We start from the raw sequence: 22,883 nt of genomic DNA, 5'->3' as shown, positions 1-22,883 counted from the left end.
TTTATTCGTTCTTTTCAATGATTTTTCCAAGGGATTCGTAGATCTTCTTCAGTTCATTCACTTCCGCAGCGGAATATTCCCGTTTCTCCGCCTCAAGGAAGAACTCCTTGGATGCCCTTCTGAACGGAGCAATCTTGTTTGACTTGCGGCCGGCATTGCGCTCATTCTTCCGCTTTTCATTGATCGTCTCATAGGCGCTCTTCACGGACAGCGTTCCGTTTTCAATCTGGTCCAGAAGATCCTGTCTTCCGGCGTTGTATACCGCAATGTAATACTTGATCTTCGTCTTCTTCCAGCCCTGGATGTTCATGGAGGCAAGTACCGTCTCGGCAAGCTTCCAGGTGTTCACCCGGTCGAGAGAGATCTTCTCCCCGCGCTTTTCCGCCTGGCGGGCAATGTTCTGAACATATTCCTTATCACTGAACTTCGAGCAGATGTATCTCATGTTGCGGGCACCGTCACGCTCGGTCAGCTGACGGGTCAGGAGGTTGGATTCCTCATAGATCGCCTCCTCCTGTTCCTTCGTGATGTATTCCCGTCTGAGCTTCAGCTTCTCCGGGTCATCGGTGATCACATAGACCCGGCAGTCGATCGTCGTGTAGAGCGGGTTCTCCGGATCCTCCTCATGGAGCTTCTTCATTGCAGCAAATCTGCGGTGGCCGGCGGAGATTGTGTAGGTCTTATCCCCTTCCTTCATCGTCACTGCAAGCGGATTGATGACGCCGTACTGCCGGATGCTCTCGATCAGCTGATCATCCGGAACCTCTGAGAAGAAGTTCTCTTCACGTTCTTTGATCAGGTCGAGGCGGATCGCTTCCGTCTGCATCTCCGGGACTTCGTTGACCGGTCTGTCCGAATTGCCGTAGAGCATTTTCTCCGTTGTCTCGGAGGCATATTTCCGCGTTCCCGGAATCTVGCGGCTCAGCTGATTCAGCGCCGAAAAACTATTCTTCGCCATTCTGTGCTGCCTCCTTTGCGTTTCCGATCACGGCATTGGGGTCTTCGACGATCGTCATGATCTCCTTCGTGAGGTCGTCATAGGCGGTCTTGGCTTTCTTCGACACCTGGGCGAACAGGCGGTTGTTGACGTTGGCTTTCTTCGCGTCAGCACTGTCCGGGATGTGAGAGGAGAACGTCGGGATCGGGAGGAACTTCTTGATCCAGTCGTCGATGCTGCGGTCCACGACTCTGCGGTCGCTGTAGAGCGAGAGAATGATGCCGATGATGCCGCGGTGGTCTTCCTCGGTGCCGGCCGCCTGCTTTGCGGATTCAATGAACGGACCGATTCCGCGTAAGGCCATGATATCCATGTTCGTGCTGATCAGGATGCCGTCCTTTGCCGCAGCCATTCCGTTCACGGACAGCGGACCGAGAGAGGGCGGAGTGTCGATCACGATGTAGTCGTAGTCCATGTGTTCCTTGATCAGGTTCACCACATCGAGCATGTAGGAGGACTTAATGATGCCGCGGAAATACTTGCCGCCGATGATGCTCATCTCCATCTCAACCACGGAAAGATTCAGGGCCGAAGGAATGACATCAAAGCCGAACGGAGCATCATAGGGGACCCACTCCATGCCGTTCTGCTTCACGGAGGAGAACGTCGGAGTGACGATTGCCGGAGCAATGTCGTCCCAGGAAAGCTGACGTTCCTGACGGACCACATACGGTTCAAGAACCTTGTTGATCGTGTAGAGATCCGAGTCGATGATGTCGAGACCCAGGTTCAGCGATGCAGAGCCCTGCGGGTCAAAATCAATCAGAAGCGTCTTCTTCCCATAGGTGTTTGCCAGGGAATAGCAGATGTTCAGGCTGTTGGTGGTCTTGCCTACGCCGCCCTTCTGATTTCCGATTGCGATCACTCTAGTTGTCATGATGCTCTCCTTCTTCCGCCTTTGCGGAAATGTAATGGTTTGCTGCAAGGTCCTGCTCAATCAGGCTTGAGATGTAATCATTCAGCGAGCTGTAGCCGCCGTTGCGTACTCTTATGTCCAGAAGATCTGAGAACTGGGCTGAGGTGAACTCTCCGAAGCGCGCAGGATTCAGGCGGAGCTGGGGCTGATAATACTGCGTGCCGCTGAAGCCGTAGCGTTTCAGCTGTGCTCTTGAATACTGCAGGACATCCGCCAGGTCTGCATCCTGGATCGTGAAGTTGAATGCTGAGAGGATGCTTTTGGCTGTCGTGAAGCTTGGGACTCTGGTGAATTTGATATATTTGGTCAGTGCAGCGTAAGAGATATTCACTCCCTTGCCGCGGATGACTTTATAAGCATCTGAAACATTGAACCCGGTTGCGGTGAGAATGGAATCGAATATGTTCTGAAATGTAGTATCCCGATATTGAACTGCCATTCTTGAATTTTCTCCCTGTTTTCTCGAAATATGGCTTATTTATGCGGTTTTTCGATGTCAGGCCACCGGTGGCCTGGAGGAAAAGAGTGAATGAAGCCGATACCATATTCCCTTCTTTACCAATTTAATCAGTATTTCGAAGCAGAGTCAATAAAAATATACAAGTGTACAATCTGAATGTGCTTGGACTTAATAAAATTGAAGCCTGATTTTTACTTAGGATTCTTATTTTTTCCGCATAACTATGCGGAAATTGTGAGTCAGGCCACCGGTGGCCTGGGAATATCGTTATTTATACTGATGCATTCTATGCCCTAATTTTTGACCTAAAAGAACATTTAAAAGATCTAGGTAGGTGAATCTTTCCTAATAGAAAACTGAGGACAACAATCAGATATCCAGATAAATATCATCCCCTCCTATTTCAGGTGTTCCTTTTGAATCTCAAATCTATAAAAGAGGCTTGATTTAACTTCACGGAAAATATCATTGAAGATGCTTCTCTCTGCAAAACCGGTTTTCTATCACCTGCAACCTGTCTGACAGTAGAATTATGAGAGCGAACCCCTGCGTTCATGCATGAAATAGAAGACTTTAGAGTAAAGCCGTTCCTCCAGAAAGAAATGTTTAACAGATTGATTTTGATTGAACTCAAATTCATTAATAACCCTTCGTAAGCAATTCTTACTAGTGCTCCTTTTTGGATGAGACCCCATGAAAACAAGTAGTAGAAAGTCTGGACCTCTTTGTTTAGAAATTGGAATTCTCGATCCTTATTGTACGAATGATAGGATTTCTTAAAGCATATGTTGCGAGCACGTTAACCGGAAGTATATATTTTAATGGCAATGGCTGATCATCGTGATGGACTGAACGAATACAATTGTCGTTGGAAATGGGTCGCTGGGAACAATGAAAAGAGAGAAGACAAAAGGCCTAGTTGTGAATTGCAAAATTAATACAAGTGTCCAATTATTTTCGAAATTAGTACACCAAAAAATAATTTAAGAAATCAAGCCTAAACAATATTATCTGTAAAAATATCTTTGGATTCCAAGAACGGTTAAGGCTGATTGAATCGGAAAGCACAGATAGAAATGATGGCTTTTAGATTCAGAAAAGCCGAATATGCAATATAGAAGGTAAAAATAATGAATTCATTCAATTTCCTAGCTAAAAGTTAAAAAATAGGCTTAAATATGCAGAAATTTTAAATCAGGCCACTGGTGGCCTGGAAGAATTCTTTAAAATAGAAAAGCTTAATAAAGGTCAATACAAGTTCGAATTAATAAAAGCTGATAATTAATTTCGGAAATAGTACACCATTAAATTCTGAGCAAATTAGGGCGGAAAACTGAACCCAAAAAGTAACATTTCGAAGCCAGACGAACAGTGGTGGCATTTTCTTTATAGGAAAATATTTCAAATCTTTAAAAAGACTATTAAAAACTTTAAGTGCCCGAAAAAAGTTGAGAATATGCGAGAAAATCAGAAGATCGGTGTACAAGTTTCTTACTAACGGTGTACGGATTCAGGAAGAACGGTGTACCAGGATAGGAAAATAGGTGTACAGACCTAGGAAAGAAAGGTGTACAGATCCAGGAAGGCTCCAAAAGGTGTACAGAAATAGGAAGAAAACATAATGGTGTACAAATTTAGGAAATACCTTTGTTTATCCTGCACCATTCTTTATAATTTTTTAGGATAAGAATTGCCAGGAGAAATCAGGATCAACTACCCCGCCTAAGTCCTAGCGGACTATAGACAGGGCTTGGAAAGGCTACTACAGCTTTTCAAGCCTGGTTGATTAGCCTAAGTGCTTCGAGCACTACGTTGCTGCTGTGCTACGTCTGGACGCTCCACAAGTCCAGACCTCTTGGGATCTGCTGCTAAAAACCTCTGAGAGGTAGGAGACGTACAGCAGATGCATTCGACCAGCGGACAACATTGGCGAAGTGGACCACCGTTACTGCGATCTTCGTGATCGTAAGTGCGAGATGCTGCAGGTCTATACGACTGCAGAAAGCGTAAGCTGCCCTTAACGGGGCACAAAGAAAGCGGCTGAGCCGCAGAAAGGAGGCATCAGAGAATGTCTGTTGCAGTACTATCGAGCACCGGTCAGAAGCTGATGCCGACTTCAAACTACAGAGCGCGAAAGCTCTTGAAGAGCGGACGTGCTGCGATTGAATGCTATCGTCCGATTTTCACGATCCGGTTAATCGACCGGGAGGAGGGGAAAACACAGCCGATTGAGTATGCCTGTGATACGGGCTATCAGCATGTCGGCGTATCCATCAAGTCTGAAAAGCACGAATTTGTCCATGCACAGTACGACATGCTGAGCAATGAGCCAGAGCGGCATAACGACCGCCGCAAGTATCGTCGTACAAGACGGAATCGCCAGCGGTACCGGAAGCCTCGGTTTGACAACCGGTCCAGAAAGAACCAGGAGATGGCGCCTTCCCTGCGGCATCGCAGGGAGAACCAGATCAACCTGTTCGAATCATTCTGCAAAGTTATGCCGATCACCTCGGCGACATTCGAGATGGGAAAGTTCGACACCCAGCTTCTGCAGGCAATTGCAGATGGGAAGCCGCTCCCGGAAGGGAAGGACTATCAGCGGGGATCAAAATACCTGTATCAGACCGAACGGGAAGCAGTGTTCAGCAGGGATCACTACACCTGTCAGGTGTGCGGTAAATCTGTCAAAGATGGCGTGATTCTGCATACGCATCACATTGGGTACTGGAAGGGATATCGATCCAATCGGATCAGCAATCTCTTAACAGTGTGCGAGCATTGCCATACAGCAAAGAACCACAAGCCAGGCGGTGCACTCTGGGGTCTGGAGCCGCAGAGCACCAATCTGGCCGCAGCAACCTATATGAGCACCGTGCGCTGGGCGATATATCGGGAACTGGTTCTGAAGTACCCAGAGATTGATATCCATATCCAGTATGGTGCAAAGACATCTGTAACCAGAAAGTCGCTGCATCTTGCAAAGACGCATGCGAACGATGCTTACTGCGTGGGTTCTCTGCATCCAAGGCATCGGACAACAGAGCTTGTCTATCAGAAGAAGCGCCGCAATAACCGGATTCTTGCGAAGTTCTACGATGCAAAATACATCGATATCCGGGATGGCGCCAAGAAGTCCGGCGCTGTGCTTTCATGTGGACGGATAAATCGCAGGGAAAGCAGACGCTCGGACAAGAATCAGCGCATCTATCGAGGAAATAAGTGCTCTTCCGGACGCACATCAGTTCGGAAGAATCGTTATGCCTATCAGCCCGGCGATACGATTGTGTTTCACTCTCAGAGGTTCGTTGTCAACGGCTCCCATTGCAAAGGGGCTCGCGTAATTCTAGACACAGGGAAATCAGTCAAGGCGACTGATCTGACATGCATTAAAAAGGAAGGAGGATGGCACTTCCTCCCCGCCCAAGCTTAACAGCTATGGACGAGGTATCCGCGTCTATAACATGAAAAAAACGGTGAAATATCAGAATAACTTCAATCTGGTTTCTCTATCTTCTCTGACAGAAACTGAGAACAATTTACTGATGACCATTGTGGCGCAGCTTCAGTACCAGGGGACCAATCGGGTTGTGCTGGAAGATCTCGAAGTGGCAAAGCTGATTGCTCCGACTTATCACATGACAAGAAAACAGATCATCGACATGGAGATCTCTCTCTGGGATAAGATCAGCGAGTTCAAGATTGAAGCAGGCGATCGATATTCTTCAGATGGTGGATATACTCGATTTAATTTCCTTTCCTCATATCGGCGCGAAGATGGAAACCATTTTTCTGTTTCTGTCGCAGAAGAGTTTGTCCCTCTGTTCAATGACTATCTTAGACAGAATGGTTTTACTTTCTTCCAATTAAGAGAATATCTTTCTTTGTCTGGAACATATTGCAAGCAGCTTTATCGCTCATTAAAGCAGTGGAGACAGGTTGGACGTTATTTTGTCACGATTGCTGACTTCAGGAAGATCTATGGAGTTCCGGACAGCTATCAGACAAAAGAACTGACGAGAAGGGTAATTGATCCGGCTGTCAATTATCTGGCAGAACATATCCCGGAATTCTCATCTCTGACCTGGATGTATGCAAAAACAATCACTGCAGGATTTGAGCCGGTTCCGATCGGAAGGGGAAGGGCTGCCAAGCCAAATTATGTGTACTTCCAGTGGACTCCGGAAATCGTAGAAGCAGATGCGAAGGAAAGAGAGATCAAGAAAATGCTGGACAAGACTCTTGGCAAGGATTCACTCGTCCAGAAATTCGTGACTTATGACGGAGAGTCTCCTGACCAGATCCGGGAAAGAAAGATCAAGGAATACCGGAAGCCGGCGCTTGAGAGACAGCTCGAGAAAGCAAAACAAGAAGCAGACCAAAGCCTGGATTTTCGAAAAGATTCCGGAGAGGAATAGCATGAACAAGGATGAAGCAGGAAAGTATATCAGCGAACTATCTGAAGTTTCGGATTTCTTCGACCGAAGTGCTAAGAAAACGATGTGGATTCCGAAGGAATTCTTTGATGAAAACAAAGATTATTTTGGAGCTCGCGCAGCCGGCGATGGAATGACGTCGGCTGGAATAAATGATGGAGACCTTCTGATCTTTGAGGTTGCTGATACGCTGGAAGATGGAGAAATCGGTATGTTTTTTCTATTATGAAATCAAGAAGGATCGTAATTAGTATCTTTAGTTTGCGCTGTCAAAAGAACGTATCAGTATCAGCCATGCGTTTATCATTCTAATGCTGTGTGAAATATGTATTAATAAACGAAAGAAAGAACTATATCCTGCTCATAATCCCCGAAACCAGATCCAAATAAATTAAATCCTCCAATATACTTAGCGTCTGGCCTATTCCCGATTCTTATCAATATGGGATTTGTCTGATCAAATTCAAAATTATTAATTGTAACGTTTGAGGATGTTACACCGTTAATGATTGTTTCTTTTGTGTTGATCTCAATCTGAAGCAGCTTTCCGAATTGAGTCATGCCATTATCCCACCATTTGGGATTGAGTTTTCCTCGCCTGCTTCCGAAATCGCCAGGACATGTCCAGGTTCCGCATTCGATACTGTTTATCCAGAAAGTAATATCAGATTTCCAATTTTCTTTGTAGTTTGGTGCTTCAGAACATAATTCTAAACTCAGTATCATTTTTTTTGGATTTACATCATGATCAAGGAGATAAGGAAATTTGTATTCAACAAATCCTGATGAAGTCCATAAGATTTGAGCTGATAAGCGCTCCGGAAGAAAAAAGTCTTTTGGGCTGTCGTCATAACCTATCATGCCTTTTTCATTTGCTAAACCACAAGTCGGTGAAATGGAACAATTTGTATATGCGCCAATAGGCATTGAACATGTTCGTACTTGATCTACGTTTGGATCATTTCCGGAAAGGCGGATGTTAATATAATCATTTTTTCGACTGCATATTTTCATTGATCCATGGCTGCCAGGTTGCTGACGCGTTTGTATTAAATTAGCTTCTTCAAGAACACGTACATTCAGCGCTGCACTTGATGCTGGAATGTTTAAAATGGCAGCAATTTCTTTGACGTTATAGCTTTTATAGTAAAGCAATTGCAGTATTTTAACTCGTGTCGGAGATGATAGAGCATTTCCAACTTTGCATAAGATATCAGCATCATTTGCACTAACATATAAAATTTTCGCCATAACACGCCTCTGCGCTTGATTCGCTAAGCAAATAAAACCATAAATCATATTTTAAATGCAATATAAAATGCATAAATAATTAAAATAATTAATCTGTTTCAATTTTCAAAAACTCCACAGCTTTCATATTATAAAACAGAAATATTGAATTTAAATGAGTAATTGCCTACAATGAAACCGTATTCAAACAGAAAATGCATTTGAAAACATCATTAATAAATTGGGCCGCGACCATTCATTAATAAAATCCAACGATTTAACAAAATGGAGGGAAAGATGAAAAAAACAAGATCATTGGTGTTAAGCACTGCTATTTCTGTATCTATGGCTTTGTTAGCTGGATGTGGTGGTGCTGATACTTCAAGTACAGCAAGCACAGTAAGTGCATCCGCTGTCTCTAGTTCTTCTTCGAGCGGTGAAAAAACAAAAATCTCTTTTATGGGATGGGGAACCGACTCGGAAATTAAAACGTACCAAACTTTAATTGATCAGTTTGAGGAAAAGTACCCAGACGTTGAAGTTGAGTATATCGTAGTAGCTGATAATGAATTTGATACAAAACTTCAAACAATGTTTGGCGCTGGAGAAGCTCCTGATGTTTTCTACTGCGGTGTAGACAATATGATGAAATATGCCGCAACCGGAAATCTATATGATATGACTGATTTTGTGAAAAACAATGAAATATTCGACGCAGATAATATTTGGCCAGCTTTGATTGACCTTTACAAATATGATGGTAAAAATCAAGGATCTGGAAGTATCTATGCATTACCAAAAGATGTTAGTGTATTCCCAATTTTCTACAATGTAGATCTCTTTAAGGAAGCAGGAATTACACCTCCTACAATTGATGATCCGTGGGATTGGAACGATTATCTTGATGCTGCTCAGAAACTTACGAGCGGTGAAGGCVATGAAAAGATTTATGGGTCTGGCGCTTATTCGCTCGAATCAGCGATCTGGTCTAATGGCGGTGAATGGGTTGATCCCGAAACACTAACAACAGTTGAAATTGATGATCCCGCTTTTACTGAAGCTCTTCAGTGGGCAGCTGATCTGAGGCTTAAATATAACGTTGCTCCGACTGTTGCAGAATCAGAATCCTTAAGTGATTATGATCGCTTCAAGCAGGGAAAACTTGCTATGGTTGGAGCTGGGACATGGAGCCTGGCAGATCTCTGGGAAAACTGTGACTTTGAATGGGATGTTATGAATTGGCCGGTTAGCCCGAATACTGGAAAGAGCGAGATCTGGTTCGGAAGTGCTGGAATTGCAGTATCTTCGCACACAGCAAATGCAGAAGCTGCATGTAACCTTGCTGCATATCTGTGCTTCAATGAAGATGCTCAGCGCACAGCGTATCAGATGGGCCAGGCGATCCCGACATTAAAGGATATGGCTTATGGCGAATATATGGATTTTGACAAAGCGCCAGCTAGCAAGGACGTATTATTCGATATTCTGGAAAATCATGCACGCCTTGCAACACAGTCTCGTACATTTAATCAGGATTGGTTCAACGAATTCAATTCAAATATTGATGCAGTTTACAACGGTGAAATGACAGCCGAAGAATATTGCAAATCCATTAAACCAGATGTTCAGGCATTGCTGGATGAAGCAAATGAACAGAAGGAAAAATACGGAGAATAATTGAACAAAGTTAGTTAACCGAGTGTATGAGAATATGCGCTCGGTTAACTATTTCAGGAGGTTTTATGAAAAAGAGAAAAAATCTGAAAAGGGAAGAAAATATAGCCGGATTACTATTTGTGACACCTGGGATATTATATTTTCTATTCTTTTTCCTCCTGCCGCTCTGCATCTGCATTTTTGCTGGATTTACAGACTGGAATATTCTTTCTCCGAAAAGGCAATTTGTAGGCATGGAGAATTTTATCAAGTTATTTCAGGATCATAAATTCTGGATTTCATTAAAGAATACGTTCTATATGCTTATTCCAGTACCAATCTATATCCTGTTTGCATTATTGTTTGCCTACGCCTGCCATAAGAAAATACTTGGAGAAAAGGTTTTCAGAGCTATTTATTATCTTCCATTTATTTCTTCAGTTGTTGCTCTGGCTTTGATTTGGAAATGGCTGTTCAATTCACAGTATGGATTAGTCAATAATTTCCTGTCAATCTTCGGCATCACCGGGCCAGATTGGCTGAATGATCCAGTATGGACAAAACGAATGATTGTCATCATGATTTCCTGGAAAATGATCGGCATAATTTCCATATATTACATAGCTGCACTAAATTCTATTCCGAAAACATTATATGAAGCAGCAGAAATAGACGGTGCAACAAGCAAGCAAATGTTTTTCCGTATCACCCTTCCGCTGCTGACTCCGACAACATTCTATCTGCTGATTGTAGGAATCATCGGATCGCTGCAGACGTTTGTTGAAGTACAGTTGTTTGCACCAGATGGAGGCAGAGGTTACGGCGTCAGTACTATGGTTTTCTATATTTGGCAAAAGGCTTTCACCAGTTCGCAAATGGGGTATGCATGTGCTGCAGCAACATTGTTTGGAATTCTCATAATGGTACTATCTCTTTTACAGTTCAAAATTTCCCGGAAGTGGGTATTTGAGGGATATTGATTATGAAGCGGAAAACATCAATCAAACGAGCCATTGTATTTATTATCATTGCAATTGGAGCATGCAGCATGGTGCTTCCATTTGCTTGGATGATTGTGACTTCATTAAAATACCCGAATCTTGTATATACAATTCCGCCTGAATGGATTCCAAATCCAGTTAATTGGAATAATTATATCGATGTTTGGAAAGAGTCTAATCTGCTTACTGGTATTAAGAACAGTTTTATCATCAGTGCTATCGTGTTGACAGCTTCAACTTTTACATCAACCATGGCAGCATTTGCTTTTGCAAAGCTTCAATTTCCGATGAAGAACACCATCTTTCTGATGCTTCTATCAACAATGATGGTTCCTTTCATTGTCCTTCTTGTCCCGCTGTTTGCTATATATTCAAAGATTCATTGGATTGATACATTGCTGCCAATGATTGTTCCTGCATCGCTTTGCAATATTAACAATATTTTCTTCCTAAGGCAGTACATGACTGGACTTCCAACTGATCTACTGGACGCCGCAAAAATCGATGGTTGTAATTATTTCCAGGCATACTTCAAAATTTTTCTTCCTTTAAGCAAGCCGGCAATTATTGCAAATATCATCATGCTGTTTATGACAACATGGAATGATTATTTCGGACCATTAGTATTTACTCACAGCACTTCAAAACAGACGGTTCAAGTTGCTATAGCTATGATGAATTCTCACTATATCCAGCAAACAAATGTACCTATGGTGATGGCTGCATCAATGATTGCAATTCTGCCGGTACTGATACTATTTATTACGTGTCAGAAATACTTTACTGAATCCTTTGCATTAACGGGAGTAAAAGGATGAACTACTATCATAATCCAATCAAAAAGTCCGGAGATTTCGCAGATCCCTTTGTCATGCAGTATGACGGTGTTTACTATCTTTATTGCACAAATCCGGATTTGCGATGTTGGAAATCCACAGATTTGATTCACTGGGATCTATGCGGACCAGTAATTTCAGATGATATCTTCCCAGGACTTGTTCCGTTTGCACCGGAAGTAACATACTGGAACGGCAAATTTTATCTCTATACTTCTCCCTCAGGCACAGGCCATTATGTATTAGAAAGTATTTCTCCCGAAGGTCCGTTTTCCCCGATAACCAATAACCTTAAGCACAATATTGATGGCAGTGTCTTCATTGATGATGATGGCCAGTGGTACTTTTATTGGGCAAGCGATGAGGGAATTCTGAGTGCAAAGATGGCCTCTCCAACAGAAATTGGCTCTCCTGTTAATACTGGCTGTTATCTAAACGGTTGGACGGAAGGCCCGTTTACTGTAAAAAGAGGAAATTATTACTATATTACTTTTACTGGAAATCATTATTTATCACATGGATACCGTATTCACGCTGCAGTGAGTGATAGACCACAAGGCCCTTTTAAGCCAGTTAATAATAATCCTCTAATTATTAGTACGGATGATTCTTATTATGGGCTCGGACACAGCTCTACAATAACTGGCCCTGATCTATATACGGATTACATTATTTACCACAACATGAATCCGGATCTGACAAGAGATTTGAATATTGCTCAGATAATGATGCGATCAGGAACTGTAGGTGTTTATTCTGCTGATACAGCAATTCAGGAAATCCCAGGGGCTTCCGAGATCCAGCAGAAACCACAAAAGATAGTGCCTGAGACCAGCACTGTAATTCTTGGAAACCTAAACTCAAGCTTTAGAGGTGAGATCTGGCTTAAGGCAACAGAAAGTAGCGATGAATTTAAAATCATTATCAATGATCTTCATATTTCGATAGCCGCTTTTGATAGCAGTGTTTCTTTATCAATAAAAGGAACTAACATTGGAAAGACAACATATAGTATGTTGAGCTTTTTGAATCTTCAATGCTTTAAACTGAATCTTTGCAATGAAGTGCTCACCATGCATATCGGGCCAGTTCTTGTAATGAAACAAATAATTAGTTTTGCTTCTGCATATCAAATAAAACTGATTGGAAAGAAAGGCAGTATTTTCCTCAGCTCTTTCAGATTTAACGAAGCAATAAAAGTGAAAGGCCTTGAATATCATGTGCCATTTGACCAGTACTATTCTGACAAAAATAATGTTGTGCTTAATTTTCTAAGTGAAGATGATAAAAAATGTCTGCTTGTAATTAATACGTCAGAAAATGCTGAGTATTTGACTGTGAATGACAGAAGCATCAAAAAAGTCAATGAAAAAAGATTTGAACAGGTTATCACTTTATGCCCGGGAAAAACTAAGTATTTTTTTAACTGCTCAAATGGAACAATCAATCGGATTATTGCAGAGCCAATATTTGAGCCAAAGAGGGAACACTTTGAGTATGAAGCTATTTCAGGGACCAAGAAATTTCCTTTAAGCAAGACAGTTTTTCATAACGGGAAAATACTCCTTACAGGCGATGTGAATTCTAGCGAAACAGGAACAGTTGGAATCATTTTCCGTGGCAACGATTTTGCAAATGGCGGTGAAGGAAATGATGAGATACTTGGCCTTCAATTTTATGTGGGCTATTGTCTAAAGCTAACAGAGCATAAAGCATTTCTCTATAAGTCCAGATATGAAGAAGTGCTGGTAGCACAAGCAGATGTAGAAATTGACCTTCACGAAATTCAGTTACTGTTGGAATATGAAAACGAAAAAATAGCAGTTTACTCTGGCAGAAATAATAAAGAAATTCTGAGTTATGAAGATGATGATTTCGAGTTTGGCTCTGTTGGATTGCAGCTAATTAATACTACGATCAACAATTTTCAATGTGAACTAATTGGTGAATAAAATGAAAAAAAGAATAATGAGGGGCATTGCCATAATTCTTTCTTGCTTCCTGTTTCCTTTAACAAATTTACTTGCAGAAGATATTTCGGGAACTACAATTTCCGGAAATGCAGCAGAACCAAATGGTTTTTATGAAAGAAGTGTTCGTTTAAATAATAATGATCTTCTTATGACATGGTGCCGTGAGTTTCCCATAAATTCCAACTGGCAGGGAATGAAAAGCTATTTATTTTTCAAAAGCTCAGATAATGGAAAAACGTGGACTCAAGTCAGTGAATTAGATCCTTCCAATTGGGAACGGTTATCAAGTGACAAAATGGGAATGTGCGGAATGTACGTTCTACCTCAGACCGTAGGTAACTATTCGGCTGGGACTGTACTATTTGCAACTTCTGACTGGAGTAGCAATGAATACTGCATTCATATTTGGCGTAGTGAAGATAATGGTATTACCTGGCAGAAGCATAGTGATTTAGCGGCAAGGGGAACAGATAATCAGACGGTTTGGGAGCCTGAATTTCAGATGCTATCTGATGGTAGTCTCGTTTGCTATTATTCAGATGAGAGACAAGAAGGATACGATCAATGCATTGCTGAGGAAATCTCTACTGATGGAGGAATTACATGGGGATCCTATTCAATAATTGCTGGAAAGTATGTTGAAGGATGGGTTCGAGGAGTCAGCCCTACTCAGTGGAGACCAGGTATGCCCAGGGTTGAAAAGCTATCGAATGGGTCATACTTCATGGTCTATGAAAATATTGGAGATGGAAATAATGGCAAAGTTAGTTACAGGATTTCCTCAGATGGTATTAACTGGGGAGAACAAAGTGATATTGGCACATTAATTTTATCAGGATCTTATGAATGCCATCAGTGCCCAGAATTGGCTGTACTAAATAATGGGACGGGAGCTGACACTATTTTTGTGCGAGGAATGAATGATACTTGCTCACCAAGCGAATTATTCATGAGTACTGATCACGGACAAAGCTGGCAATTGGCAGAAGCGCCTCTAACTTTGGTTAGGAATGAAAACAAAGGGAGCAGCTGGAGTGGAACATTGCTTGGCTTTGACAATCATTTGGTAGAAATTAATAACTATTACAATGGAAGTTGGAATGAAATTCGTTCAAACTCTGCCTACCTTTCGAATGGCCAAATATTTGTTAATGGAGCCGAGTATAAAATATCTAATTCGGCTAATAACTTTTGCCTTGATGATGCAGGCGGGTCTACATCATGGGGAACAACTATGATCCTCTGGACTGATAACAACGAGAAAACACAAAGTTGGATGACTCATGATAATGGAGATGGAAGTTTTACTTTAATTAATCAATTCAGCAATCTGGCTTTGGATAATCCAAACGGATCGAATGCTGATGGGACCTTAATTCAACAATGGGATGTGAATTATTCGCCGGCAGAAAGCTGGAGATTCCTTGCGGCTGGTAATGGGTATTTCCGAATACAGAATGTATGCAGCGGCTTATACCTGGACACAGAAAATAATTCAACTTCATTGCATGCGAATATTGCACAAAATAGTTTGTCTGATTCTGCTACTCAATTATGGAAGATCGAAAGAATTTATTCCATTGCTAGATTTCGTTCCTTTAACATCAGCGATTGTCATGTATACCATGACACATCCGGATCATTGCTAATTGCTAACCAATCAACATCTTTGGCCTTGAAAAGCTCACAATGGAAACTCGTCAATGGCCTTGCCGATTCTAATGCAGTATCTTTTGAATCTGTGGACCAACCTGGATATTATCTCCGACATAAAGATGGAAAGGTAATTATTTCTCAGAATGATGGAACAGATCTGTTTAAGAATGATGCTACATGGATCATGCATGAAGGCCTTTCAGATACATCAGGAAATTCATTTGAAACCTACAATTATTCAGGACAATATATTAGGCATTACAACAGCTATTTGATTATTTCTTCAATAACCACAGACCTGGACAAGTTAGACGCTACGTTCATTTTGGAGAAACAGTGATTATTATGAAGACAAGTGAAAATATAGTGGATTGCGGGCATCCAAATCCAAGCTTTTGCAGAAGTAACTGGGTCAATTTGAATGGCACGTGGGAATTCTCCTTTGATCAGCCTATTTTTGACAAAAAAATAACTGTTCCATTCTGTTATGAATCAAAAATGTCTGAAATTAACCAAACGGAGATGCATTCTTCTGTTTGGTATAGAAGGACCACTGAGATCCAATATAACAAATCAGGGAAATGTCTTCTGCATTTCGATGGAGTTGATTATCGATGCAACGTCTGGATTGATGGACAGTATATCGGTTCCCACGTTGGCGGGCAGACAGCTTTTGTGTTTGACATTTCGAGTGCCATCTACAACAAGCAGAGTATCCAAATTGTAGTACAGGCGGAAGACGACCATAAAAATCTGAGCATGACAAGGGGAAAACAGTATTGGGAGGATAAGCCAAAAAGCATTTTCTACACTCATACAACAGGAATCTGGAAAAATGTGTGGCTTGAATTCGTATCCGATATTTATCTTTGCTCAGTAAGAATAACTCCTCGTTATGATGAAAAATCTGTTCGGTTTGACTATCAGTTAAATTTGCCCGCGGCGATCAGGCTGGATACCGAAATATCTTATCAAGGAAAGATTGTCTCAACATTATCAATTCACAATAAGTGTGAAAGCGGGACTTATTCCATCCAATTAAACCAAACTGCTATTGCGGCATGGAATTTTTATGAAGATCTTACATGGTCTCCAGAGCATCCATATCTTTTTGATGTCCGGTATACTTTGTATAACGAGAAAAGTGAAGTCATAGATGAAGTTTTTTCCTATTTTGGGATGCGGAAAATTTCAGTAGAAAATGGCAGGGTTCTATTAAACAATCGCCCTTATTATTTAAAAATGGTCCTGGATCAAGGGTATTGGCCTGATTCTCTTATGACACCTGGGAGCGATGAAGATATCATCAAGGACATCACTCTTATTCAACAGATGGGATTTAACGGTGTTAGAATTCACCAAAAAGTAGAATGCGCGAGGTTTCTTTATTTTGCGGATAAAATGGGATTGCTTGTATGGGCTGAATTCGGTTCTGCATATCTATATACGAGCAGTTATGCAGCTGAAATGTATAAAGAATGGTCTGAGAATATTTTGCAGAATTATAATCATCCTAGTATTATCGCCTGGGTCCCGCTTAATGAATCGTGGGGGATACAGGAAATAAAAGAAAATGCTATGGAACAGGCTCACTGTGGAGCAATGTATCATATTACGAAATCATTGGATCAATCTAGAATTGTAATTGATAACGATGGCTGGGAACATCTTAATAGTGACTTGCTGACAATTCACGACTATGAAGGAAATCAGGATGTTTTGAGAAACCGTTATTCTTCCATGGATAACATTTTGAAGTTCTTGCCTGGCGGACATTATTTATATGTAAATGGTAAATATAAAGGCGAGCCAATACTGTTGACTGAATTTGGGGGAATTGCCCTAAATTACAGCAATATGTCAGAAGGCGATTGGGGTTACTCATCTGATCAGGATCCTAAGAGCTATTACCTTCATCTGAATAATGTTTTTGATGCTATTAAAGCTTCCCCGATTTTAGCAGGGTATTGTTACACGCAGTTTACAGATATTGATTCTGAAAAGAATGGGCTGCTTACTTATGATCGAAAGCCCAAAATCCCAGTTGAAAAAATTGCAGCATTAAACAGAGAGAAGTGATCCAGCAGTATGTGGAAGAAAGTCTATGATGAAATATGGAATCTTGAAGCTGTAAACTTAATATATGTATTATTTGAAGCACCGGTATTCGCTTTGCTGATGCTTGGTCTTCATCTGAAGTCAAAAGTATTTTTGCTATTAGGACTAGTGCTTCTGTTTCATGCAGGGATCTTTACATGTTCATTATTTAAGGCAATTAAAGATTCATTTCAATCTTCCACTAAAATGAATGCGCGGATGTTATTTCGCTTTTATAAAGAAAGTGCGAAAGAAGGCTGCCTCATTGGATTGATATACATGGTTATTTTCTTTACATCTTATATGCCTGTATATTTTGCCTTTTCAATCCTTGCTGAAACTAGATACCTTATTTTTGGCCAATCAGTTCTTGCTATTTTCCTATGTTATCAGATTATTACACCGATGATATTAGATGGTCATTTCCTTCGTATACAAGAAGTTTTATTTCATCAAAGCAATCTCTGCATTGCTATTAATGTATTACGTACTTTATGGATTGAAGCTATCTTTCTGTTTCCATATGCTTGCATGATTTTTTCTATTACAGGGATTCCGGTTCTGCTGCTTTATTGTTATTGCTATAAATGGATGGAGATAAAAAATGGAGCTCAATGGAAAGAAGATGAATATTCTAGGTGATAGCATCACCTATGGTTTTGGAATTGATAATCCTGATGATATTTTCCCTAATCTGATTCAAAAGAAAGGGGACTTACCAGCTGTAAGAAATTATGGAGTTTGCGCAACCAGAATAGCACGTCAAAAATATCCGTCAGATGATCCTATGGCAGATAGAGATTTCTGCATGAGATGTGAAACGATGGACACAGACGCGGATATAGTGTGTGTGTTTGGAGGTACAAATGATTATGGGCACGGGGATGCACCTATCGGGAAAACTAGTGATAAAACTCCTGACACCTTTTGCGGCGCACTGAATTATCTGATTCAATATCTCAAGAGAAACTTTCCAAATGCTTTTATATTTTTTATTACTCCTCTGCATAGATTGAATGAAAATGACTCTCGTGGAGATGGCTCAAAGAAACAGCCTGGTCCGCCTTTGTGCACTTATGTTAAAGCAATTAAAGATGTCTGCGCTAAAGATGATGTCCAGGTTTTGGATTTGTATGGAGATAATTCTGGTCCTATGAATAGTTTTGCTCAGGATTATACTTTTGATGGCCTTCACCCTAATGTGACAGGGCACAAATTGATAGCAGAAAAAATCATTAAGTTTTTAAAAGCACAATAAGCACATTTCATATCTCAAGAATATGGGAGATGCAATCAGCAACGAAAATCTCCTTATTGCCTGAAAATATATCAAATGGGATGAGGCAGTCTACCTACTCTTTGAACATTCTGCTTGAGTATTTCACTACCTGATCATGCTGCTCCTCAGAGTCTTTCACATAATGCTTCGATGTCGTTTCGATGGACTTGTGGTGCAGCGTGGATGCAACCAGCTTGATGTCTCCGGGCTGCTCATACAGCTGCGTCCCGTAAGTCCCACGCAGCTTGTGCGGCGTGATCCTGTCTGCATTTGCGATCCCGGCACGTTCAGTGTAATCCTTGACGAGGAGCTCGACCGCACGCACGGTCATCCGCTGATGGCGGACAGAGAGAAACAGCGCATAATCAAGCGCACAAGAAAAGAAGATTCGGTGTGATCAGAATCTTCTTCGGATTTTATAATGAGAATCAATCAAAGACTTTAATGTTTTCACAGCAGATATAAGCATTACCTGAATTGCAGATTCCGATTCACGATCATAGCTCCAGGCTGTTTTCATCCAGAAGGAATGTGAACAGGTCCATCGTGGTAATTCCCTTTTCATCCCTTGTCACGGGCATACCGTTTTTTGTCACAACAATCTTCTTAAATGAATCATCAATTGCATACAGGGATCTTTTTTCCTGGTATTCCTTTTCTTCATCTGCAATGGAAAGAGCAGACTGAATATAGTATTTCCGACTGCCCAAGGTTGCAACGAAATCAATTTCTAATGCCTTCCTGGCATAAATTGTTTTTCCATTGGCGTCTGTTCGGACGGTTGGAACATTTACATCCATTTCACCTACATCTACATTAAATCCACGTGCACGCAGCTCATTATAGATGACGTTCTCCATCAGATGTGTTTCCTCGATCTGTCTGAAGTTCAGTCTGGCATTACGTACACCGGTGTCTTCAAAATACAGCTTGAAAGGCTGATCGATGTATTTCTTTCCCTTGATGCTGTATTTCTTCGCTTTAGAAATCAGATATGCGTTTTCCATAAGTTCTTCAAATTTGGCCAGTGTTCCAGCATTGATTTCCTTATGGTGCATGGAGTGAAATGTATTAGCAAGCTTCAGCATATTGACTGGTGAGCCGATCATTGATGCGAACATATCAAACGTATCAGATAATTCCTGCGTTTTACGTATGTCATTGCGGTTAACAATATCTTTCAGATAGGTTTCGCTGCACAGATTCTTCAGATAGGTAGTTTTTTCCGTTTCTGTCTGCATCTGAGCCACAATCGGGATTCCCCCATAGATCAGATATGTACCCCATGCGCTCTGTACCCGATCCGCAGGAACGTTCTCACAGTATTCTCTGAATGTCAGAGGCAGCATATGGATCTCCGATCCTCTTCCTCTGAATTCCGTCGCAATGTCTGTGGAAAGAAAATGTGAATTGGAGCCTGTCACATAAAGATCAAAATTTTTGAGCCTGAGATAACTGTTCAGTGTCCCGGTAAAGTTTTCCAGCAGCTGCACTTCATCCAGAAGCAGATAAAACTGATTGGTATCATTTGTATGATCGCGGATGTATGCTCTGAATTTTGCCGCATTTACAACATAGACATTTTTCTTTGTATAGATCTTGGTTTCCTGTTCGGGATAATACGAGCTCAGCAGATCGATATCCTCGTCTGAATCAAACGAAAACCGAATGATATGATCTGCCGGGACGCCATCACTGCGAAGGCTTTGATAGAAAAGTTCATTCATCAGATAGGACTTTCCCACTCTTCTTGCCCCGGTCACAATTTTGACAAGACCATTCCATTTTCTTTCTATCAGCATATTCAGATATTTCTGTCTAGCATATTCCATAGAATTACCTCCCTATTAAGAATGGTTCAAAGACTTTGACTAATTCCTATTATACATATCCTATCAAGAATCGGCCACAGTTCTTTGGGTTATTCACAATAGCCAGTCAGACAGATCCTGGGTTCCGCATTGATTTTCCTGTCGTTGATGAAATGTTTATGAAAGTAAACCATGCATGTACCCGTTGGACGTGTTTTGTATGCGGCGAAGTAAACAACAGGCCCTGCTGAAGATATTATGGCTGGCTGAAGGCCCGTGAATGGACACGCCCGGCATGCGGAGCACATCACGAAAGAGGAGCTAATGCGGCAAAGAAGAATCTGATAAGTATAGTTGCAACATAAGATAATATGAATCACAACCGTCCGTAACGGGGACGTGGTCAATAGCCTGCTCTCTGGATGCAGAATTCTGACAGCGCAAACGCTCATTTTCAAAACCAAGGCTGCAGTGCTTCTGATCTGAGCAGTTCATCAATGAGTCAATCTATTCTTTAAACATCTTACTGGAGTATTTCACCACTTGATCATGCTGATCCTCGGAGTCTTTGACATAATGCTTCGACGTCGTCTCGATGGACTTGTGGTGCAGCGTTGATGCTACCAGTCTGATGTCTCCTGAGTTTGCGTACAGCTGCGTCCCGTAGGTCGCCCGCAGCTTATGCGGAGTGATCCGGTCAGCGTTTGCGATCCCGGCACGCTCAGTGTAATCCTTGACGAGCAGTTCGACTGCACGCACGGTCATCCGCTGATGGCGGACAGAGAGAAACAGCGCATCATCATTCACGGCGGGTCTCAGAAGGGGCCTGCCGTTTTCGATGTAATCCTGCAGCGCAGCTTCTACCTCAGGACCGAAGAAGGAGTGGCCGTCGTTTCCTCCCTTGAGCGTGACTGTGATCATGCCATTGCGGAAGTCGACGGATTTCGTGTCGAGACCGACGAGCTCCGACACGCGGATCCCAGTGCCAAGCAGCGCCATCAGGATTGCGATGTCACGCTTTTCGGTGATGCGGCGCCGGGCGATCTGGTTGTTCGTCAGCCCATCCGTGCTCCTTGCGGTCTGCAGGATCAGATCGACGTCTGAGGGATCCAGAGCGATGATCTCGTGACTGGCGATCTTCGGCATAGAGATATACATCGCGGGGTTCTGCCTGATCGCGCCGATCGTGTAATAGAACTTCATGAAGGACCTGAGAGCTGAAAGCCGACGCGCAAGGGTAGTGCTCTCGGCGAGAAGAGGCCTGCCGCGCTGATCTGTCCGCGAGGAATACTCCATCGTGGACTTGTACTCTTCGAAATCTTCAAACGTGAGCTGCTCCAGGATGGAAGGGGATGCGGTGCGCAGATTCACATCACGGAATCCTGCCGTCGTCTGCAGCCAGTCGAAGAAATGCTTCAGGTCACGCGCATAGCCAAGCCTGGTGCGCGGGAGCTTGGAGCGGCGGGCATCGTCAAAGTAGAGCTTGGCGAACTGGGGAAGCTCCTGGAGAATTTCGCTGAGTCTGCGCTCGTTTTCAGCGTCAATCTGTTTGCTGTAGTCGGACATATAAAAATTATACTTCGTAAAATATTTCTGGAAGTGATAGCTAACAACTTTTTTAACTAGCATTGATAATGCGCACGTGAAAACGGCGTTGTGTTTCTCTTCTTCTAGTAAAGTTACTGGATTGACTTCATCTGATAGATAAAATGACTGGCCAGTTTTTAATTTTAATAATCCCTTAATGTTGGAACCATTGTTAATTCTTTAACATACGTGTTGGAGGAAAAGAAAGTTCATGAATTACTCGTAAACGCTTAATAAATAGTACGGATACATTATCCCAAATCTATGCGAATATGTACCAAAGATCCTAAAACGAAAATGGGATGTTTGGGGGCATATGAATAAAAATGCGATGAAGCTTGCCATCTGGATGAAGAGATTCAAGGAACGTGAAGAGCTGAAACTTACTGTTGATGAATACTGCGAGCGGATCGGCGAGCCAAGGAAGAAGTATTACTACTGGCATAAGAAAGCTGTAGATCTGGCTTTTGCTCAGCAGGAATCAGATTTACAGCCGGCTCCCATCATCAATAATCCTGTTTCTAATAAAACTCCGTGTTTTGCCGAATATTCTCAGCTGCAGGGTAAGCGTCAATAGGTCTGCATAGTATTAACCCCGGCACACCAACGTCTTAAAAAGCAGACATAGATGTGCCGGGGGGATTATCTTTGATAGGCTATCTGACTCTCAGCGTGTCGGGAAGCTGATCGGAATAGGGCAGGACTCGTTCTATGGATTCAGGGCTCAGATCATGTTCAGTCAGTTCACGGAAGACATATGCCAGATATTTCTCTGGATCCAGATGATTCAGCTTGGCAGAGATCAGAATCGAAAAATAATATGTACTGACTGTCGCGCCTCTCTCTGTATCCGCAAACAGGAAGTTCTTTCTGGCGAGAACGATCGGTTTCATTCCCTCGCGTTCGGCAAGTTATCCACATATGATGATAACTTGCGTTATCCTCACATTA

The 22,883-nt window shown here is 42.1% G+C and carries 20 protein-coding genes; 12 read left to right on the top strand and 8 right to left on the bottom strand.

All coding sequences use genetic code 11. The annotated features are described in order from the left end of the window. Position 1: 1 nt before the first annotated feature. Genes FYJ51_RS05925 through FYJ51_RS05915 form a run of 3 tightly spaced genes read right to left on the bottom strand, consistent with a single transcriptional unit; the run spans position 2 to position 2,352 of the window. On the bottom strand, positions 2-958 hold the full coding sequence (locus FYJ51_RS05925) for a ParB N-terminal domain-containing protein (protein ID WP_154504195.1): 957 nt from the start codon (positions 956-958) through the stop codon (positions 2-4). Then, positions 945-1,874, bottom strand: coding sequence for a ParA family protein (locus tag FYJ51_RS05920; protein WP_154504193.1), 930 nt, complete (start codon positions 1,872-1,874; stop codon positions 945-947). Before FYJ51_RS05920 ends, FYJ51_RS05925 begins: the two co-directional genes overlap by 14 nt. After that, positions 1,864-2,352, bottom strand: a complete 489-nt coding sequence (locus tag FYJ51_RS05915; RefSeq protein WP_154504191.1) for a hypothetical protein — start codon at positions 2,350-2,352, stop codon at positions 1,864-1,866. Before FYJ51_RS05915 ends, FYJ51_RS05920 begins: the two co-directional genes overlap by 11 nt. A gap of 2,089 nt (positions 2,353-4,441) precedes the next feature. Between FYJ51_RS05915 and iscB the strand changes: the two genes are divergently transcribed. From iscB to FYJ51_RS05900, 3 genes are read left to right on the top strand one after another with little or no spacing between them, the layout of a single operon-like run. After that, positions 4,442-5,803, top strand: coding sequence for an RNA-guided endonuclease IscB (gene iscB / locus FYJ51_RS05910; RefSeq protein ID WP_154504189.1), 1,362 nt, complete (start codon positions 4,442-4,444; stop codon positions 5,801-5,803). Positions 5,804-5,846: 43 nt separating this feature from the next. Beyond that, positions 5,847-6,788 (top strand): RepB family plasmid replication initiator protein, encoded by a 942-nt coding sequence (locus tag FYJ51_RS05905; protein ID WP_205946215.1) that lies wholly within the window; start codon positions 5,847-5,849, stop codon positions 6,786-6,788. 1 nt (position 6,789) lies between these two features. Beyond that, positions 6,790-7,035, top strand: coding sequence for a LexA family protein (locus FYJ51_RS05900; RefSeq protein ID WP_154504185.1), 246 nt, complete (start codon positions 6,790-6,792; stop codon positions 7,033-7,035). A 101-nt stretch (positions 7,036-7,136) separates the two neighbouring features. Here FYJ51_RS05900 and FYJ51_RS05895 read toward each other — a convergent pair whose 3' ends face one another. Further along, entirely contained in the window at positions 7,137-8,057 is a 921-nt protein-coding gene (locus FYJ51_RS05895) for an ArsR/SmtB family transcription factor (RefSeq protein WP_154504183.1), read from the bottom strand. Between the two features lie 276 nt (positions 8,058-8,333). Here FYJ51_RS05895 and FYJ51_RS05890 point away from each other — a divergent pair, with 276 nt between their 5' ends. The 8 genes from FYJ51_RS05890 (at position 8,334) to FYJ51_RS05855 (ending at position 18,513) form a co-directional block, all read left to right on the top strand. After that, positions 8,334-9,713: an ABC transporter substrate-binding protein gene (locus FYJ51_RS05890; protein ID WP_205946214.1), complete on the top strand. Its 1,380-nt coding sequence runs from the start codon at positions 8,334-8,336 to the stop codon at positions 9,711-9,713. 65 nt (positions 9,714-9,778) lie between these two features. Continuing rightward, complete coding sequence (locus FYJ51_RS05885) at positions 9,779-10,672, top strand: carbohydrate ABC transporter permease (protein WP_205946213.1); 894 nt, start codon at positions 9,779-9,781, stop codon at positions 10,670-10,672. A 2-nt stretch (positions 10,673-10,674) separates the two neighbouring features. Further along, positions 10,675-11,511 (top strand): carbohydrate ABC transporter permease, encoded by an 837-nt coding sequence (locus FYJ51_RS05880; protein ID WP_154504179.1) that lies wholly within the window; start codon positions 10,675-10,677, stop codon positions 11,509-11,511. Then, positions 11,508-13,481 carry a glycoside hydrolase family 43 protein gene (locus tag FYJ51_RS05875; protein ID WP_154504177.1) on the top strand — a complete coding sequence of 658 codons (1,974 nt, stop codon included), beginning with the start codon at positions 11,508-11,510 and terminating at the stop codon, positions 13,479-13,481. The genes FYJ51_RS05880 and FYJ51_RS05875 overlap by 4 nt, the downstream gene beginning before the upstream one ends. Before the next feature lies 1 nt (position 13,482). Continuing rightward, positions 13,483-15,498 carry an AbfB domain-containing protein gene (locus FYJ51_RS05870; RefSeq protein ID WP_154504175.1) on the top strand — a complete coding sequence of 672 codons (2,016 nt, stop codon included), beginning with the start codon at positions 13,483-13,485 and terminating at the stop codon, positions 15,496-15,498. A gap of 5 nt (positions 15,499-15,503) precedes the next feature. After that, a complete protein-coding gene (locus tag FYJ51_RS05865; protein ID WP_154504173.1) occupies positions 15,504-17,237 on the top strand; it encodes a glycoside hydrolase family 2 protein in 1,734 nt (577 codons plus the stop codon). Positions 17,238-17,246: 9 nt separating this feature from the next. Beyond that, entirely contained in the window at positions 17,247-17,897 is a 651-nt protein-coding gene (locus FYJ51_RS05860) for a hypothetical protein (protein WP_154504171.1), read from the top strand. Then, positions 17,860-18,513 (top strand): SGNH/GDSL hydrolase family protein, encoded by a 654-nt coding sequence (locus tag FYJ51_RS05855; protein ID WP_154504169.1) that lies wholly within the window; start codon positions 17,860-17,862, stop codon positions 18,511-18,513. Before FYJ51_RS05860 ends, FYJ51_RS05855 begins: the two co-directional genes overlap by 38 nt. A gap of 94 nt (positions 18,514-18,607) precedes the next feature. Here FYJ51_RS05855 and FYJ51_RS05850 read toward each other — a convergent pair whose 3' ends face one another. From FYJ51_RS05850 to FYJ51_RS05840, 3 genes are all read right to left on the bottom strand, one after another. Then, on the bottom strand, positions 18,608-18,892 hold the full coding sequence (locus FYJ51_RS05850; protein ID WP_268892639.1) for a tyrosine-type recombinase/integrase: 285 nt from the start codon (positions 18,890-18,892) through the stop codon (positions 18,608-18,610). 139 nt (positions 18,893-19,031) lie between these two features. Beyond that, entirely contained in the window at positions 19,032-20,366 is a 1,335-nt protein-coding gene (locus FYJ51_RS05845; protein WP_154504165.1) for an ATP-binding protein, read from the bottom strand. Positions 20,367-20,852: 486 nt separating this feature from the next. Then, positions 20,853-21,911 (bottom strand): tyrosine-type recombinase/integrase, encoded by a 1,059-nt coding sequence (locus FYJ51_RS05840; RefSeq protein ID WP_205946211.1) that lies wholly within the window; start codon positions 21,909-21,911, stop codon positions 20,853-20,855. A 337-nt stretch (positions 21,912-22,248) separates the two neighbouring features. On the opposite strand from FYJ51_RS05840, the gene FYJ51_RS05835 reads away from it, so the two are divergent. Continuing rightward, positions 22,249-22,509 carry a hypothetical protein gene (locus FYJ51_RS05835; RefSeq protein ID WP_154504161.1) on the top strand — a complete coding sequence of 87 codons (261 nt, stop codon included), beginning with the start codon at positions 22,249-22,251 and terminating at the stop codon, positions 22,507-22,509. A 79-nt stretch (positions 22,510-22,588) separates the two neighbouring features. On the opposite strand, the gene FYJ51_RS05830 is transcribed toward FYJ51_RS05835, so the two are convergent. Continuing rightward, positions 22,589-22,825, bottom strand: coding sequence for a transposase domain-containing protein (locus FYJ51_RS05830; RefSeq protein WP_154504159.1), 237 nt, complete (start codon positions 22,823-22,825; stop codon positions 22,589-22,591). Between the last annotated feature and the right edge of the window lie 58 nt (positions 22,826-22,883).

It is taken from the genome of Stecheria intestinalis, from assembly GCF_009696165.1.
Taxonomy (GTDB): domain Bacteria; phylum Bacillota_I; class Bacilli_A; order Erysipelotrichales; family Erysipelotrichaceae; genus Bulleidia; species Bulleidia intestinalis.
This window is presented reverse-complemented; position numbering and strand designations above follow the sequence as displayed.